This window comes from Streptomyces sp. PTY087I2 (genome assembly GCF_001687325.1).
Taxonomy (GTDB): Bacteria; Actinomycetota; Actinomycetes; order Streptomycetales; family Streptomycetaceae; genus Streptomyces.
Genome location: NZ_LZRD01000006.1, coordinates 84,136 through 100,211 on the forward strand (window position 1 = coordinate 84,136; position 16,076 = coordinate 100,211).

The following is a 16,076-nucleotide window of genomic DNA, read 5'->3' on the forward strand; positions in this document are numbered from 1 at the left end:
ATGACCGCCCCGCACCTCGAAGCCCCCCTGGACGAAGCGCTCGACCAGGCCCGCGCCGTCGCCGACGCCGTCCTCTTCGAGGGCTACGTCCTCTACCCGTACCGCGCCTCCTCCGCCAAGAACCGGATGCGCTGGCAGTTCGGCGTCCTGGTACCGCCCGCCCGTACCGCCGACAACGGCGAACACGCCGAGCAGCGCACCGACCTCCTCCTGGAACCCCGCTCCGGCGACCGGCTCGACGCCGAACTGCGCTTCCTGCACGTGCGGCGGCGGACCGTCGAACGCCTCGAACCCGACGGCTCCTACACCGAGGTCCCCGAACTGGAGCTGCCCGACCGGGTCCTGGTCCCCTGGGACGAGGGCCACGAGGAACGCATCCGGCTCCACGCCCCCCTCGCCGAACTCACGGGGGAGCAGGCCCACACCCGTAACGTCACCTTCGACCTGCCGCCCGGCACCGAACACGAACCGGTGCTCGACGAGGACGGCCGGACCGTGGGCCGGCTGGTACGCCGGCGCGGCCGCCTCTCCGGCGAGATCCGCCCGTACGTGGAACAACTCCCCGGCCCCTACCGGCTCTCCCGCCTCACCGTCACCGTCCACAACACCGTCGACGCGCCCCCGCCGGCCGACGGCGGCAGCCGCGACGACGCCCTCCCGCACAGCATGATCGGCGCCCATCTGCTCCTCGCGGTGGAGGGCGGCCGCTTCCTGTCGATGACCGACCCGCCCGAGTGGGCCCGACCCGCCGTGGCCGAACTGCGCAACGAGAACACCTGGCCCGTCCTCGCCGGACCGGCGGACCGGCAGGACGTCGTGCTCTCCTCGCCGATCATCCTGGAGGACCACCCCGCCCTCGCCGACGAGAGCCCCGGCCCCCTCTACGACGCCACCGAGATCGACGAGATCCTCTCGCTGCGCACCGCGGCCCTCACCGACCACGAGAAGCGCGAGGCACGCGGCACCGACGCCCGCGCCGCCGAGGTCATCGACCTGGTCGACACCATGCCCGAAGCGGTACGGGAACGGCTGCACGGGGCGATCCGGGGGCTGCGCGAGGTCACGGGGGAGGAGGACGGGACCGGTGGGCCTGCCGGGTCTGTCGCGTCCGCCGGCCCCGCCGTCGGACTGACCCTGCCCGAAGGCGCGGGGCACCCCTGGTGGGACCCGCAGCAGGATCCCGAGGCGGCCGACGCCCCCTCCACCGTCTCCATCGACGGCGAGGCGGTCGGCGAGGGAAGCCGCGTCCTCCTCGCCCCCGGGTTCCGCCGTACGGATGCCCAGGACGCGTTCCTGCGGGGCTGCCGGGCCACCGTCGAAGCCGTGGTCACGGACCTGGACGGGGAGGTGCACCTCGCGGTCGTCCTGGACGACGACCCTGGCAACGACATCCGCCGCCAGCAGGGCCGGTTCCTCTACTTCAAGCCCGACGAGGTGACCCCGCTGCGGGAGGAGGAGCCATGACCGGCACGGAGACGCCCGCGCGCACGCTCGTCGCCGGGGTCGGCAACATCTTCCTCAAGGACGACGGATTCGGCGTGGAGACGGTCCGGCGGCTCGGCCGCCTGGACCCCTCGCGCCTGCCGCCCGGCACCGAGCTGATGGACGCCGGAATCCGGGGGGTCCACCTCGCGTACAAGCTGCTGGAGGGCTACCGGACCCTCGTCCTCGTCGACATCATCGGCCGGGGAGGCGAACCCGGCACGCTCTACACCATCGACGTCGGGCCCGCGCCGCCGGACGTCCGCCCCGCCCCCGGGCCGCTGGACACCCACGCCATGGACCCCGCCACCGTCCTCGGCCTGCTGCACGATCTGCACGCCGGAGCGGGAGGCACCCTGCCCGACGAGGTGTACGTCGTGGGCTGCGAGCCCCTGGACACGGCGGACGGCATGGGGCTCAGCGACCCCGTCGAGGCGGCGGTGGAGCCGGCGGTGGAACGGGTGCTCGACCTGCTGTCCCGCGACCCCGCCCCCGTACCGGATTCCGTATCGCGGAACGACTGAGACCACGAAGAGCTGAGACCACGACCTTGGAGGCCAGGATGCACTGGATGTGGATCGGCTTCGCCGCGGGCCTCGCGGCCCTGTACGGAGTCGCCAGGAACCTGCCCGACGTACGGCGCTACCTGCGCATGCGCCGGATGTAGTCCTCGTGTCCCACGTGGTGCGGAGGTTCGTCCCCGCCCCCGACGTCCTCCAGCTGCACATAGCGCTCGAGGAAGAGATGGAGGGTGCTGTGCAGTTCTCCCAGCCGGACGAACCAGAGGGCGAGATCCATGGCGCCCTGCGGAGTGATGGCGTACACGCGGCGCGCCGGTCCGGAACCGGAGGCACACCACTGCGAGGTCACCTCGCCGCACTTCTCCATCCCCCGCAGCAGCCGGTACACGTGCGCCGACTCGGCTTCCTCCCAGCCGAACGCACCCAGGCGCTGCACCAGCTCGTAGCCGTGATCCCGACGTTCGGCCAGGAGCAGAAGCAGGACCGGGGTGAGCAGCGCCCGCCGTTCGACCTCGTGACCAGCCATCTTCTCAGGGTAGCCAGGGGGTGAGCGCCGTGCATGAGCTGTCCATCGCGATGGCCGTCGTCGACCAGGTGGAGAGCGCGGTCCGCGAGCAGGAGGCCGGGCCCGGGGAAGCCCGCGTCCGGTCCTTGACGCTGCGGGTCGGGGAGCTGTCCGGCGTGGTGCCCGAGGCGCTCGACTTCTCCTTCGAGGTGGCCGCCCAGGGCACTGTGCTGGCGGACGCCCGGCTGCTGATCGAAACTGTTGAGGGGAGGGCCCGCTGCGAGGAGTGCGGCCGGGACACCGCGACCGGGATGCCCCCGGACCTGTGGTGCGGCGTCTGCTCACGGGCGATGAGCCTGACCGGCGGGCGCGAACTGGAGATCGCCCGCGTCGTCCTGGAGGACCCGGAGATCCGACGCGGGGGCGACGTACCGGAGGCGAGCCATGTGCCGCACCGTTGACCTGCATCAGGCCGTGCTGGCGAAGAACGACACCAACGCCGTGGAGCTGCGCCGCACCCTCGACGAACGGGGCACCACGGCCGTCAACCTGATGTCGAGCCCCGGCAGCGGCAAGACGGCCCTGCTGGAACTGCTTCTCACCCGGGCCGTCGCGGGCGGCACCCCGGCCGCCGCCGTCACCGCCGACCTGGCCACCGAGAACGACGCGACCCGCCTGGCCCGCTCGGGCGCCCCCGTACGGCAGATTCTCACCGACGGGCTGTGCCACCTGGAGGCCGGGATGCTGGGGAGCAAGCTGGACGGCTGGCTGCCCGAGGGGACCCGGCTGCTGTTCGTCGAGAACGTCGGCAATCTCGTCTGCCCCGCCTCCTACGACCTCGGCGAGACCCTGCGGATCGCGCTCGCCTCGGTGACCGAGGGCGAGGACAAGCCGGTGAAGTACCCGGCGGCGTTCGGCCTCGCCCACCTGGTGGTCGTCACCAAGTCCGACCTGGCCGAGGCGGTGGAGTTCGACCGGGACGCCTTCCTCGCGGGCGTCCAGCAGGTGAATCCGGGTGTGCCGGTGATCGAGACGTCCGCCCGCACGGGCGCGGGCGTCGACGATCTGCTCGCGCATGTGCTGCGTGCCGCCGACGGCGGGGAGCCGCACACGCCGGTCCTCGCGCAGCAGCACGAGAAGCATCTGCACCACCACGGTGGGGGCGACCCGGAGCACGACAACCCGCCTATGGACGACCGGGCAGCGTCGCACGAGGATCCGGCACCCGCTCACGTACCGCAGGATCCGGCACCCGCTCACGCCCCGCACGACCACGACCGGTCACCCGCCCGCCCCGCCGCCACTCCCGCACCGGCCGGAAGCCCGCGATGACCCCCCGGAAGCCCCCGCCCGCGACGGCCCCACGGGTCCGCCGCCACCTCACCGTGCGCGGCGCGGTCCAGGGCGTCGGCTTCCGGCCCTTCGTCTACACCCTCGCCGAGGAGCACGGCCTCACCGGCTGGGTCACCAACGACGCCGACGGCGTCCACACCGAGGTCGAGGGCCCGGCGGCCGACGTGGACGCCTTCACCGACGCCATCGGGACCCGCGCACCGCCGCTCGCCCTCGTCGAATCCGTCGAGCACCGCGCCGTCCCCGTCACGCACGACGACGGCGGCTTCACCATCCGCCCCTCCGCCTCCGGCCCCGGGCGCACCCTGATCCCGCCGGACACGGCCACCTGCGACGCCTGCCTGGCCGAGCTGGCCGACCCGGCCGACCGGCGGTACCGGCACCCGTTCATCACCTGTACGCACTGCGGCCCCCGGTTCACCATCGTCACCGGGCTGCCCTACGACCGGCCGTTGACCACCATGGCCGGCTTCCCCCTGTGCGCGGACTGCGCCCGGGAGTACGCCGATCCCGCCGACCGCCGCTTTCACGCCCAGCCGATCGCCTGCCCGCGCTGCGGCCCCCGCCTCAGCCTGTGCCGGGGTCCCGACGACCCCGGCACGCTGCGCGACGCCGAGGCGCTGGACGAGGCCCGCAGGCTGCTCGCCGACGGGGCCGTCCTCGCCGTGAAGGGGATCGGCGGCTACCACCTGGCCTGCGACGCGGGCGACCCCACCGCCGTACGCACGCTGCGCAAGCGCAAGAACCGGGGGGACAAACCGTTCGCGGTGCTGGCCGACTCCCTGGCCACCGTCGAAGCGCTCGCCCACGTCGACGACGCCGAACGCGCCCTCCTCACCGGCACCCGCAAGCCGATCGTGCTGCTGCGCCGCCGCACCCCCGCGACGGGCGACGTGGCACCGGGAGTCGCCCCCGGCAGCCCCGACCTCGGAGTGATGCTCCCGTACACCCCGCTGCACCGCCTGCTCCTCGGCCTGCCCGGCGACCCGTCAGGACCGCCCGTCCTCGTCATGACCAGCGGAAACCGCTCCGGCGAGCCGATCGTCACCGACGACACCGAAGCCCTGACCCGGCTCGAAGGTCTCGCCGACGCCTGGCTCGGGCACGACCGGCCCATCCATGTGCCCTGCGACGACTCCGTGGTCCGGATCCGCGCCGGGGCCGAACTCCCGGTCCGCCGCTCGCGCGGCTACGCCCCGCTGCCGCTCGCCCTGCCCCTGCCCGTCGTCCCGGCCCTCGCGGTCGGCGGCGACCTGAAGAACACCTTCTGCGCCGCCGACGACCGCTACGCCTGGCTCTCCGCTCACGTCGGCGACATGGACGACCTCGCCACCCTCACCGCCTTCGCGTGGGCCACCGCACACCTCACCGACCTCACCGCCGTCACCCCGCGCCTCCTGGTCGCCGACCGGCACCCCGGCTACCGCTCCACCCAGTGGGCCCGCCGCACCGCCGAGGCCCGTGGCATCCCGCTGCGGCAGGTCCAGCACCACCACGCCCATGTCGCCTCCACGATGGCCGAGCACGGCCTCGACGGCGCTTCCCCCGTCATCGGCGTCGCCTTCGACGGCACCGGGTACGGCGACGACGGCGCGGTCTGGGGCGGCGAGATCCTCATCGCGGACTACGACGGCTTCGAACGCTTCGCCCACCTCCGTTACGTCCCGCTGCCCGGCGGCGACGCGGCGGTCCGCAACCCGTACCGGATGGCGCTGTCCCACCTGCGCGCCGCCGGGGTGCCGTGGTCCGACGCCCTGCCCTGCGCCGCCATCGCACCGCCCGGCGAACGACGCCTGCTGGAGCGCCAGTTGGAGCGCGGACTGAACTGCGTCCCCACCTCCAGCATGGGCCGCCTCTTCGACGCGGTGTCCTCGCTCGCCGGTGTCTGCCACCGGGTGGAGTACGAGGCGGAGGCCGCGATGCGCCTGGAGAACGCGGCGCTGACCGGCACGGACGAGGGCCGGGGCGACGGCGACGACGGGCGGAAGTCCTCGTACAGGTTCATCCTGGGAGCAGAGCCGGACGGGCCGGCGGCCCCCCTGACCGCCGACCCCCGACCGGTCCTCGTCGCCGCCGCGGCGGACGTCCTGGCGGGTGTCCCGGCTGCCACCGTGGCCCGCCGCTTCCACCGCGCGGTGACCGTCCTCGTACGGGAGGTGTGCGCGGCGGCCCGGCAGCGTACGGGCATCGCCACCGTGGCCCTGACCGGTGGAGTCTTCTGCAACGCCCTGCTCACCGAAGGCTGTTGTACGGGACTGGAGGCGGACGGCTTCACCGTACTGAGGCACCGCAAGGTGCCCCCCAACGACGGCGGACTCGCCCTCGGTCAACTGATCGTCGCCGCCCGGACGAAGGAGTGAGGGAGGAGAGCGCCATGTGTCTGGCCGTACCCGGCCGAGTGCTGGAGATCGAGGAACGCGACGCCACGCGAATGGCCAAGGTCGACTTCGGCGGCGTCGTCAAGGACGTGTGCCTGGAGTACGTCCCCGACATGCAGGTCGGCGACTACGCCATCGTGCACGTCGGATTCGCCCTGCAACGGCTCGACGAGGAATCGGCGCGCCAGACCCTGGAACTCTTCGAGAACCTCGGCGTGCTGGAGGAGGAGTTCGGCGACCACTGGGGCAAGGCGGCGAAGGACGCCGGCGCCGAACGCCCGGCGGGGACCGAACTCCCCGCCCCGGCAAGCGATAAGGAGGCGCGGTCATGAAGTATCTGGACGAATTCAGCGACCCGGTCCTCGCCAAGCGGCTCTTCGACGACATCCGGGCCCTCACCACGAAACCGTGGGCCCTCATGGAGGTCTGCGGCGGGCAGACGCACTCGATCATCCGCCACGGCATCGACCAACTGCTCCCCGACGGGATCCGGTTGATCCACGGCCCCGGCTGCCCCGTCTGCGTCACCCCGCTGGAGATCATCGACAAGGCCCTGGAGATCGCCTCCCGGCCGGACGTGATCTTCTGCTCGTTCGGCGACATGCTCCGCGTCCCGGGCAGCGGCCGCGACCTGTTCCAGGTCAAGAGTGAGGGCGCGGACGTGCGGGTGGTCTACTCCCCGCTGGACGCCCTGCGCATCGCCCAGGAGAACCCGGACAAGGAGGTCGTCTTCTTCGGCATCGGCTTCGAGACGACCGCCCCGCCCAACGCGATGACGGTCTACCAGGCGAAGAAGCTGTCCATCCCCAACTTCAGCCTGCTGGTCTCCCACGTACGGGTGCCCCCGGCGATCGACGCGATCATGAACTCGCCGGACTGCCAGGTCCAGGCGTTCCTCGCCGCCGGACACGTCTGCACGGTCATGGGCACCAAGGAGTACCCGGCCCTCGCCGCAGAACACGAAGTCCCCATCGTCGTCACCGGGTTCGAACCCCTGGACATCCTGGAAGGCATCCGGCGTGCCGTACGGCAGCTGGAGGCGGGGGAGCACACCGTCGAGAACGCCTACCCGCGTGCCGTCAACGAGCAGGGCAGCCCGGCCGCCCAGAAGATGCTGGCCGACGTCTTCGAGGTCACCGACCGGTCCTGGCGCGGGATCGGGATGATCCCGCAGAGCGGCTGGCGGCTGTCGCCCAAGTACCGTGATTACGACGCCGAGTACCGCTTCTCCGTCGGCGGCATCGAGACCGAGGAGTCCACGGTCTGCCGCAGCGGCGAGGTCCTCCAGGGCCTGATCAAACCGCACGAGTGCGCAGCCTTCGGCAAGCAGTGCACCCCGCGCAACCCGCTGGGCGCGACCATGGTCTCCAGCGAGGGCGCCTGCGCCGCGTACTACCTGTACCGGCGGCTGGAGGCCCCGACGGCGAACGCCCCGGCGAAGGAGGCGAGTTCCGTTGGCTGACATCGCCCCGGCCCCCGCCGACTTCTCCGGCTGGACCTGCCCCGCCCCGCTGCGCGACCACGAACGCATCGTGATGGGCCACGGCGGCGGCGGAACGCTCTCCGGCGAACTGGTGGAGCACCTCTTCGCACCCGCCTTCGGCAGCGACGTCCTCGCCGAGCTCGGCGACTCCGCGCACGTGACGCTGGGCGGCGCCCGGCTGGCCTTCTCCACCGACTCCTTCGTCGTCCGGCCGCTGTTCTTCCCCGGCGGCAGCATCGGCGACCTCGCCGTCAACGGCACGGTCAACGACCTGGCCATGGCGGGGGCCGCGCCCGCCTACCTCTCCTGCGGCTTCATCCTGGAGGAGGGCATCGAACTGTCGGTGGTCGGCCGGGTGGCGCAGGCGCTCGGCGACGCGGCCCGCACGGCGGGCGTGACCGTCGCGACCGGCGACACGAAGGTCGTCGACGCCGGCCACGGCGACGGGATCTTCATCAACACCGCCGGGATCGGCCTGGTCCCCGACGGCGTGGACATCCGCCCGCAGCGCGCGGCCGCCGGTGACGCGGTCCTGGTCAGCGGGCAGATCGGGGTGCACGGCGTCGCCATCATGAGCGTCCGGGAGGGCCTGGAGTTCGGCGTCGAGATCCAGAGCGACACCGCGTCCCTGGCCGGCCTGGTCGCCGACATGCTCGCCGTCTGCCCGGACCTGCACGTCCTGCGCGACCCGACCCGGGGCGGCCTGGCCACCTCCCTCAACGAGATCGCCGGAGCCGCGGGCATCGGCATCACCCTGGACGAGGGCTCCCTCCCGGTCCCCGAGACCGTCGCCAACGCCTGCTCCTTCCTCGGCCTCGACCCCCTGTACGTCGCCAACGAGGGCAAGCTCGTCGCCTTCGTCCCCCCGGACCACGCCGAAGCGGTCCTGGAAGCGATGCGCGCCCACCCGCTGGGCAAGGAGTCGGTCCGGATCGGGACCTGCGTGGAGGAGCACCCCGGCATGGTGGTGGCGGCCACGGGCCTGGGCGGTACACGGGTGGTGGACATGCCGCTGGGCGAGCAGCTGCCACGCATCTGCTGACGCCGGGTGCAACGGTTGCCGGTGCTCAGTCCAGCGTCTGCGTCACCTCGCTGCGCGTGGCGGTGTGCACGACCCGGCACCGCGCCCCGTTGACGAGCGGCAGGTACGGCGGCACATGGCCGCACTCGACGTCGGCGATGATCGGCACGTTCAGCGGTCCGAGCGCGTCCAGCACGGCCTCGTGCTGGGTGAGCGACGCGGTGGCCGGGGCCGAAGTGCGGCCCACGAGCACGGCGTTGGCCGCGTCGAAGAAGCCGGCCAGGCGCATCCCGTGCAGATAGCGGCAGATGGCGAACGCGTCGTCGCCGCCTGCCTCCACGTACACGAGAAGCCCCTCCGGGGCGTGGGCCCGGGCGAACGCCGAGGTGTCGAGGTACGGCGTCCCGGCGAGGTTGCACAGCATCTCGACGCAGCCCCCGATCAGCCGCCCCTCGACGTCCACGTCACCGCCGCCGTCCAGCCGGGTCCACCGGCCCGGCACGTCGAGCGTGAACGTACGGGAGTCGGGGTGCGCCGCCCAGTCGTCCCAGCCGGAGGCCCGGTGCCGTTCCGGCGGGACCTGGGTGAACCGGTGGCCCGGCGGGGCGGCGACGATGTCGAACCAGGACACCAGCCCCTCCGGCACCCAGTACGGGGTGTCCATGAGGTTGTTCCCGTGCACGGTCGCCACCCCGGTGAGCAGGGTCAGCGGCGTGATGACGGTCGACATGTCCGAGTAGCCCACCACCCAGGTCGGCTCCGCCGCCCGCACCGCCTCCCAGTCGATCAGCGGCAGCAGATCGATGGCGGTCTCCCCGCCCCACGGCGGCACCACGGCCCGGATACCGGGGTCGGTCAGCATCGCCGTCAACTCGGCCGCCCGGTCCGCCGCGGGCGCGCTGACGTGCCCGGATCCGTCCATGCACCGGCCGGTCACGACCTCGTACCCCCGCGCCTCCACATCGCGCACCGCCACGGCGAGCCGCCCGCTCAGCTCCTTGGGCACCCCGCTCGACGGGGACGTGATGCCGACGCGGTCACCGGGGCGCAAGGGGCGCGGATATCGAACTGGCATGCGTGGGATTTTGGCACAGCGGCGACCCGGTGATCGATGCCGTCTCGAACCCCCACGCATGGAAGGTTAGGCTGACCTAAGTCAATTCGGTTCTCTCGTCCCCGCGGGCGAGGCGCTCAGGCCGACCACGCGTACGAAGGGGCAGTGTCCATGACGATCCACCGAGCCGTCGTCGCCCGAGTGCAGCCGCTCACCCCGAGCATGACCCGCGTCACCCTCCACGGCGAAGGGCTGGCGGGCTTCCGGACCACCGGGGTCGGCGACGAGTACGTGCGGATCTTCCTCCCGCACGGCCCCGACCGCACCGACGTCTCCCTGCCCCGCACCACCGAGCAGGGCGGCTGGGAGACCCCCGAGGGGCAGCCCGTCGCGCCGATGCGCACGTACACGATCCGCGCCGTGCGCCCGGAGGTCGGCGAGGTCGACATCGACTTCGTGCTGCACGAGGGCGGTGTGGCGTCCGGCTGGGCCGCCGAGGCGCGCCCCGGTGACGTCGTGGGCGTCAACGACCCCACCGGGCTCTACAGCCCCCCGGACGATCTCTCCTGGCAGGTGCTCGTCGCCGACCAGACCGGTCTGCCCGCCGCCGCCCGGCTGCTGGAGAACACCCCGGAGCATGTCCGGACCCGGGTCGTCCTGGAGGCGCCCGACCCCTCGGCCGCGCTGCCGCTGCGCGAACCGGCCGACTCCAAGGTGACCTGGACCTACGGCGGCAACGGCCACGGCCCGAGCCGCCTGGCCGACCTGGTCACCGCCGCCGTCCCGCCCGGCACGGACCTCGCGGGCGGGTACGTCTGGGTGGCCGGGGAGACCAACGCCCTGCGCGCCGTGCGCCGCTACCTCCGGCGCGAGCTGGGGCTCCCGGCGGAGCGCTTCAAGGTCGTCGGCTACTGGATACCGAACTCCGACACCTGGTCCGAGCGGTACGAAGCCCTCCCCGACGCCGTGCGCTCCGAGCTGGAGGCCCTCTGGGACAACCCGGCCGGCGACTCCGAGGACCTCACCATCCGCTACGAGGCCCGCCTCAGCGACCTCGGACTCTGACGGCCCGATTCCGCGTCCCCCGGGCCTCGCGGCGCACCGAGCGCCGGGGCCCGGGACCGCCTTCCTCGGCCGCCGCGAACTTGGGTAAGGTCAGCCTTACTTCGCGGGGGCTTCTCCGGTTCGCCCGACCCTCAACCGGTGCGTATGGCAGGACGGTTGACGGTCCGTCGCGCCGCCGCCCGCCGCGATGACAGCGGACGCGACGGAAGGCTGCACGATGCGCGTGGTTATGTTCGGCTCTCGGACCTGGGGGTCTCACGTGCCCCGGGCCTTACACGAGGGCCCCCCTCGGCCGCTCCGGACGGGCGGGACGCCGACATGACCGCCGCCCCGCCCGCCGCCCTCGGCCGCCGGTCCGCCGCCCGCAAGCCGCAGCCCGAACCCACCGCCGCACGCTCCGCCCTGCGCGGCGGCGGACTCCTCGTCCTCGCCGGACTGCTTCTCCTCCTCGTCGTCCTGAGCACCTGGATCGGCACCAAGGGCACCACGCTCGGCCAGGTGTGGACCGCCCTCTGGAACGACGACGGCTCCTACGCCACCGATGTCATCCGCCAACTCCGCCTGCCCCGCACGCTCGTCGGCCTGATGACCGGTGCTGCGCTCGGCGTGGCAGGGGCGGTCATGCAGGCCGTCACCCGTAACCCCCTGGCCGACCCGGGGCTCCTCGGCGTCAACGCGGGCGCCTCGGCGGCCGTGGTGTTCGGCATCGGCATCGTGGGGCTGGCGGGCTTCGGGTCGCTGGTGTGGTTCTCCTTCGTCGGCGCCGCGCTCACCACGGTGATCGTGTACGTCCTCGGCGCCTCCGGCAGGGCCGGGCCCACGCCCGTACGCCTCGCACTGGCCGGGGCCGCGGTGAGCGCGAGCCTCAGCGGCGTCATCGCCGGGCTCACCGTCTTCGACTCCGCGACCTACGACTACCTGCGGTTCTGGATGGTCGGCTCGCTCGCCGGACGCGAACCCGAACTCGTCGTGCAGTTGGTGCCGTTCGTGGCCGTCGGCCTGGTGATCGCCCTGCTGCTCGCCCGCCCGCTGAACTCCCTCGCCCTCGGCGAGGAGCTGGGCCGGGCGCTCGGCGCGCGGATCGCCCGCACCCGGATCGCCGCGGTGGTCGCCGTCACCCTGCTCTGCGGGGCCGCGACCGCGGCCGCCGGGCCGATCGGCTTCGTGGGCCTGGTCGTTCCGCTCGTCGCGCGCTGGCTCACCGGCCCCGACCTGCGCTGGGTGCTCCCGTACTCGATGCTCCTGGCGCCCGTCCTGCTGCTGGTCTCGGACATCATCGGCCGAGTCGCCCTGCCCGGCGACGAGTTGGAGGTCGGCGCGGTGACCGCGGTGATCGGCGCGCCGGTGTTCATCGCGATGGTGTGCCGACGCAAGGAGGCCTCGCTGTGACGGCGACCGACGTCCGTACGGCCCCGGAGAACAGCCCCCGCGCCCCGGTCACCGCCCGCCCCGTGCGCTGGTGGTCCGGCAGGGTCAGCTTCCGCATGCACCGGCGTACGGCCGTGGTGAGCGGCGGCGCCCTGCTGCTGGCGGCACTCCTGCTGCTGGTCAGCCTGTCCGTCGGCTCCTACCCGGTGCCCGTGCCCGACGTGGCGCGCGCCCTCTTCTACGGAACGGGGGACCGGCTCGCGGTCCACTTCGTCAACCAGGAGCGCCTGCCGCAGGCCCTGTTGGCGATCCTGGCCGGCTGTGCGCTGGGCATGAGCGGTGCGATCTTCCAGAGCGTGTCCCGCAACGCTCTCGCCAGCCCGGACGTCATCGGCTTCAACAGCGGGGCGGCGACCGGCGCGATCCTGGTCATCGTGACGTTCGGCGGCGCGGCGGCCTCGGTGGCCGCCGGAGCGATCGTCGGCGGCCTGGTCACCGCCCTGCTCGTCTCCGTTCTGGCGAGCAGGGGAGGGCTGCACGGCATCCGGCTGGTCCTCATCGGGCTCGGCGTGACCGCGATGCTCGGATCGGTCAACTCCTATCTGCTCACCCGCTCCTCCCTCAACGACGCCCAGAACGCGCACATCTGGCTCGTCGGGACGCTCAACGGGCGGGGCTGGTCCTCCGTGCAGATCATGGCCGTCGCGCTGCTGGTCCTCGTGCCGCTGGTGCTGCTGTTCGGCAGACGGCTGCGGATGATGGAGCTCGGCGACGATCTCGCCACCGGCCTCGGCGTCCGGGTGAACCGCTCACGGCTCGCCCTGACGGTGCTGGGGATCGGGCTGTGCGGCGTGGCCGTGGCGAGCGCCGGGCCCATCCCGTTCATCGCGCTGGCCGCCCCGCAGATCGCCGTCATGGTCAGCCGCAGCCCCGGCGTCAGCCTGGTCTCGGCGGGGGCGGTGGGCGCCGGACTGCTCTCGGCCGCACACCTCGCTTCCAGCCAGTTCTTCCCCGCCCTGGTGTGGGCCGACCGGCAGATCGGATGGGTCCGGGTGGTGGAGGAGTCCCAGCGCAACAATCTGCTGCCGGTGGGCGTCACCACCGCCGTGCTGGGCGGGGTGTACCTCGCCTGGGTGCTGTTCAAACGGCGCGGCACCGGGACCGCCTGACGGAGGAGCCCCCGGGCGCCGAGCCGCCCGGGGATTGTCCAAGGGGTGCCGAAATCCAGCCAACAAATCCGGTGGGACGCACGTGAGTTGTGAGATTCGGTGAGTCAACCCCGAGATGGGTGGGTAGGGTCGCTATCGATCAAGTAAAGATAGCCTTACCTAAGTCTCTGGAGGATGCGGTGACCAATCCGTTCGAGGACGAGGACGGCACCTACCTGGTGCTCGTCAACGACGAGGGGCAGCACTCCTTGTGGCCCGCGTTCGCCGAGGTGCCCGCCGGATGGACGGTGGCCCACCCGGAGGACACCCGCCAGGCCTGCCTGGACTACGTCGAGCAGAACTGGACCGACCTGCGGCCCAAGAGCCTGATAGAGAGCATGGCGGCCGATCCGACATGAGAACTCCCCCCAAGCCGTCGGACCTGGTAGCCCGCCGGGGGTTCCTCATCGGAGCCGGGGTGGCGGGCGCGGGGGCGGCCCTCGGCACCGGACTCGCCCTCCCCGGCGGATCCGGCCGCGCCGTGGCCGCCACCGCCCCACCCCGGTCCGCCCTCATGACGGCAGCCCTCGGCACCCCCCTCGACGACCTGCCCGACGCCGTCCGTGAAGCCCGGGAGACCGGCCCCCGGCTCACCGGGGCCGCCGCCGACAAGGCCGCCCGCGCGGCAAAGGCCGCGAAAAGCCTCGTGCCCTTCCTGGACCCGCTGCCCGTTCCCCGGGTGATCAGCGGCCGCAAGGGCGAGCTGACCGTCACGATGCGCTCGGCCCGCGTCCGCCTCCACCGCAGCCTCCCGCCCACCCGGCTGTGGACGTACGAAGGCACACATGTCGGGCCGACCATCGAGGCGAAGCGCGGCAGCCGGCTCCGTATCGCCTGGGAGAACGACCTGACCGGCGCCTACCCCCTGCCCGCCGTGCGCGTTCCCTTCGCGTACGACCCCGAGCTGCCCCTCATGTGGGACCGCCCCGGACGTGAGGGCGCCACCGCGCGCGCCGACGTCGCCCGACTGCCCCCATGGGCCGTCGTGCACCTGCACGGAGCCGTCACCGGCGGCGGCAACGACGGCTGGGCGGAGAACGCCGTCCTGCCGGGCGCCGCCCAGCTCGCCGAATACCCCAACGAACAGCCCGCCGCCGGACTCTGGTACCACGACCACGCCATGCACATCACGCACCTCAACGTGATGACCGGCCTCGGCGCGGGCGCCTATCTCATCCGGGACGAGGAGGAACGGCGGTTACGCCTGCCGACAGGCGACCGGGAGATCCCGCTCGTCTTCTTCGACCGCAACCTCGACCTCGACGACGACGGCGCGTTCACCGGCGACCTCCTCTACAAGGGCATCGTCGTCGCCGACGACCCCTACGAGCTGGTCCGCCCCTTCACCGGACCGTTCAACCTGGTCAACGGGGTGATCTGGCCGCACCTCGACGTGGAGGCCGGGTGGTACCGCTTCCGGGCCCTCAACGCCTCGAACAACCGCCCCTACCTCCTGAAGATCCTCGACGAGGACGGCAAGGAACTCTCCTCCGACGCCTTCCGGCTGATCGGCACGGACAGCGGACTGCTGCCGAAGCCCGACCCGGTGACCGACGGCGTCCCGCTCACCCCCGGTGAACGCGCCGACCTGCTGGTCAACTTCGGGTCCCTGCACGGCAGAAGACTCCGGCTCGTCAACGCCCTTCCCGAACCCGGGGCCCGTCCCGACCTGATGGAGTTCCGCGTCGCCTCCCGGGCCGGACACGACACGTTCGTCCCGCCGAAGCGCCTCGCCACCTCCTTCACCCCGGCCAAACCCCCGGCCTCCGCCCCCGAACGCCTCGTCGTCGTCACCCCCGTCTACCCCAAGGACCCCGAACTCTGGGAGATGGAGGAGACCGAGGCACCCGAGGGCAAGCTCCCGATCGACGGCATCGTCCAGATCGAGGACGAGCACGGCACGGTCCGCACCTTCCGGCGGGTCTCCGCCACCTTCGACGACCCCGTACGGTTCACCGTCGCCGCCGGAGCCACCGAACGCTGGAGATTCCTCAGCCTGGAGAAATCCGAAGGCGCCTACCCACACCCGATGCACCTCCACGCGGTCGCCTTCCAAGGACTGAGCCGCGAGGTGTACGACGTCAGCTCCTTCACCTTCTTCGAGCTGCCGGGCGGCGGCTACGGAGCCGGCACCACCACCCCGATCCGCTGGACGAAGAACGCCCCGCTGACCGCCGCCGAACAGGGCCCCAAAGACGTCATCTCCCTGGCGCCCGCCCAACTCATCACCGTCGGGGCCACGTTCACCGGGCCGCCCGGCCGGTTCATGCACCACTGTCACGTCTACGAGCACGAGGACATGATGATGATGCGCCCCTTCGTGGTGCAGCCCGAAGCCGTCATGAAACTCGCCCCCCACCACGGTCACAGACCCCACGCCTGACCCACCCCCCACCCCGGGCCCGGCGAGGCCCCGCACCGGGACGCCGCCCGCCCCCGCACCACCGGCCGGCCGGTCCCGGTGCGCCCCCGCGCCCGCTCACCCCCCACCAGTCACTTCACTCACCCTCGCCCCACTGACGTAACACCGCCGCGCCGACGGCCTCGTCCGCGTGCCCTTCGGCACGCCCTGCCCACGAACCTGCCCACCTCACCGGGAGAAAAAATCCGGCCGAGGTTTCCTGCCGGGAGAATGCGC

General features: G+C 72.5%; 15 protein-coding genes. 13 read left to right on the forward strand and 2 right to left on the reverse strand.

Going from position 1 to position 16,076, the window contains the following annotated elements; all coding sequences use genetic code 11:
* Both A3Q37_RS07955 and A3Q37_RS07960 read left to right on the forward strand, forming a co-directional pair.
* On the forward strand, positions 1-1,464 hold the full coding sequence (locus tag A3Q37_RS07955; RefSeq protein ID WP_065479789.1) for a hypothetical protein: 1,464 nt from the start codon (positions 1-3) through the stop codon (positions 1,462-1,464).
* Positions 1,461-2,006 (forward strand): hydrogenase maturation protease, encoded by a 546-nt coding sequence (locus A3Q37_RS07960; protein WP_065479792.1) that lies wholly within the window; start codon positions 1,461-1,463, stop codon positions 2,004-2,006. The genes A3Q37_RS07955 and A3Q37_RS07960 overlap by 4 nt, the downstream gene beginning before the upstream one ends.
* Positions 2,007-2,124: 118 nt before the next feature.
* Here the strand turns inward: A3Q37_RS07960 and A3Q37_RS07965 are convergent, their stop codons facing one another.
* Positions 2,125-2,529 (reverse strand): helix-turn-helix transcriptional regulator, encoded by a 405-nt coding sequence (locus tag A3Q37_RS07965; RefSeq protein ID WP_065479796.1) that lies wholly within the window; start codon positions 2,527-2,529, stop codon positions 2,125-2,127.
* 29 nt (positions 2,530-2,558) lie between these two features.
* On the opposite strand from A3Q37_RS07965, the gene A3Q37_RS07970 reads away from it, so the two are divergent.
* The 6 genes from A3Q37_RS07970 to hypE all read left to right on the forward strand — a co-directional run bounded on the left by A3Q37_RS07970 (position 2,559) and on the right by hypE (position 8,764).
* Positions 2,559-2,969, forward strand: coding sequence for a hydrogenase maturation nickel metallochaperone HypA (locus A3Q37_RS07970; protein ID WP_065480242.1), 411 nt, complete (start codon positions 2,559-2,561; stop codon positions 2,967-2,969).
* Complete coding sequence (hypB, locus tag A3Q37_RS07975; RefSeq protein WP_079137698.1) at positions 2,953-3,840, forward strand: hydrogenase nickel incorporation protein HypB; 888 nt, start codon at positions 2,953-2,955, stop codon at positions 3,838-3,840. The genes A3Q37_RS07970 and hypB overlap by 17 nt, the downstream gene beginning before the upstream one ends.
* Positions 3,837-6,221, forward strand: a complete 2,385-nt coding sequence (hypF, locus tag A3Q37_RS07980) for a carbamoyltransferase HypF (protein WP_065479799.1) — start codon at positions 3,837-3,839, stop codon at positions 6,219-6,221. Before hypB ends, hypF begins: the two co-directional genes overlap by 4 nt.
* A 14-nt stretch (positions 6,222-6,235) precedes the next feature.
* Entirely contained in the window at positions 6,236-6,571 is a 336-nt protein-coding gene (locus tag A3Q37_RS07985; protein WP_065479804.1) for a HypC/HybG/HupF family hydrogenase formation chaperone, read from the forward strand.
* A complete protein-coding gene (gene hypD, locus A3Q37_RS07990) occupies positions 6,568-7,701 on the forward strand; it encodes a hydrogenase formation protein HypD (protein WP_065479808.1) in 1,134 nt (377 codons plus the stop codon). The genes A3Q37_RS07985 and hypD overlap by 4 nt, the downstream gene beginning before the upstream one ends.
* Positions 7,702-7,774: 73 nt before the next feature.
* Entirely contained in the window at positions 7,775-8,764 is a 990-nt protein-coding gene (gene hypE, locus A3Q37_RS07995; RefSeq protein WP_369691445.1) for a hydrogenase expression/formation protein HypE, read from the forward strand.
* 25 nt (positions 8,765-8,789) lie between these two features.
* Here the strand turns inward: hypE and A3Q37_RS08000 are convergent, their stop codons facing one another.
* On the reverse strand, positions 8,790-9,818 hold the full coding sequence (locus A3Q37_RS08000; RefSeq protein ID WP_065479811.1) for a S66 peptidase family protein: 1,029 nt from the start codon (positions 9,816-9,818) through the stop codon (positions 8,790-8,792).
* 150 nt (positions 9,819-9,968) lie between these two features.
* On the opposite strand from A3Q37_RS08000, the gene A3Q37_RS08005 reads away from it, so the two are divergent.
* From A3Q37_RS08005 to A3Q37_RS08025, 5 genes are all read left to right on the forward strand, one after another.
* Positions 9,969-10,862, forward strand: a complete 894-nt coding sequence (locus A3Q37_RS08005; protein WP_065480248.1) for a siderophore-interacting protein — start codon at positions 9,969-9,971, stop codon at positions 10,860-10,862.
* A gap of 318 nt (positions 10,863-11,180) precedes the next feature.
* Positions 11,181-12,251 carry an iron ABC transporter permease gene (locus tag A3Q37_RS08010; protein WP_065479814.1) on the forward strand — a complete coding sequence of 357 codons (1,071 nt, stop codon included), beginning with the start codon at positions 11,181-11,183 and terminating at the stop codon, positions 12,249-12,251.
* Positions 12,248-13,399 carry an iron chelate uptake ABC transporter family permease subunit gene (locus A3Q37_RS08015; protein ID WP_065479817.1) on the forward strand — a complete coding sequence of 384 codons (1,152 nt, stop codon included), beginning with the start codon at positions 12,248-12,250 and terminating at the stop codon, positions 13,397-13,399. The genes A3Q37_RS08010 and A3Q37_RS08015 overlap by 4 nt, the downstream gene beginning before the upstream one ends.
* Before the next feature lie 179 nt (positions 13,400-13,578).
* Complete coding sequence (locus A3Q37_RS08020; RefSeq protein WP_065479820.1) at positions 13,579-13,797, forward strand: MbtH family protein; 219 nt, start codon at positions 13,579-13,581, stop codon at positions 13,795-13,797.
* Positions 13,794-15,821 (forward strand): multicopper oxidase family protein, encoded by a 2,028-nt coding sequence (locus tag A3Q37_RS08025; protein WP_065479824.1) that lies wholly within the window; start codon positions 13,794-13,796, stop codon positions 15,819-15,821. Before A3Q37_RS08020 ends, A3Q37_RS08025 begins: the two co-directional genes overlap by 4 nt.
* Positions 15,822-16,076 lie beyond the last annotated feature (255 nt).

What these genes read in the sequence shown, in the direction of transcription:
- A3Q37_RS08000 (WP_065479811.1), bottom strand. Translation starts at nt 9,818, where the DNA reads ATGCCAGTTCGATATCCGCGCCCCTTGCGCCCCGGTGACCGCGTCGGC.
- A3Q37_RS08025 (WP_065479824.1), top strand. Translation starts at nt 13,794, where the DNA reads ATGAGAACTCCCCCCAAGCCGTCGGACCTGGTAGCCCGCCGGGGGTTC.
- A3Q37_RS07965 (WP_065479796.1), bottom strand. Translation starts at nt 2,529, where the DNA reads ATGGCTGGTCACGAGGTCGAACGGCGGGCGCTGCTCACCCCGGTCCTG.
- A3Q37_RS08005 (WP_065480248.1), top strand. Translation starts at nt 9,969, where the DNA reads ATGACGATCCACCGAGCCGTCGTCGCCCGAGTGCAGCCGCTCACCCCG.
- A3Q37_RS08010 (WP_065479814.1), top strand. Translation starts at nt 11,181, where the DNA reads ATGACCGCCGCCCCGCCCGCCGCCCTCGGCCGCCGGTCCGCCGCCCGC.
- A3Q37_RS07955 (WP_065479789.1), top strand. Translation starts at nt 1, where the DNA reads ATGACCGCCCCGCACCTCGAAGCCCCCCTGGACGAAGCGCTCGACCAG.
- A3Q37_RS07985 (WP_065479804.1), top strand. Translation starts at nt 6,236, where the DNA reads ATGTGTCTGGCCGTACCCGGCCGAGTGCTGGAGATCGAGGAACGCGAC.
- A3Q37_RS07960 (WP_065479792.1), top strand. Translation starts at nt 1,461, where the DNA reads ATGACCGGCACGGAGACGCCCGCGCGCACGCTCGTCGCCGGGGTCGGC.
- hypE (WP_369691445.1), top strand. Translation starts at nt 7,775, where the DNA reads ATGGGCCACGGCGGCGGCGGAACGCTCTCCGGCGAACTGGTGGAGCAC.
- hypD (WP_065479808.1), top strand. Translation starts at nt 6,568, where the DNA reads ATGAAGTATCTGGACGAATTCAGCGACCCGGTCCTCGCCAAGCGGCTC.
- hypF (WP_065479799.1), top strand. Translation starts at nt 3,837, where the DNA reads ATGACCCCCCGGAAGCCCCCGCCCGCGACGGCCCCACGGGTCCGCCGC.
- hypB (WP_079137698.1), top strand. Translation starts at nt 2,953, where the DNA reads ATGTGCCGCACCGTTGACCTGCATCAGGCCGTGCTGGCGAAGAACGAC.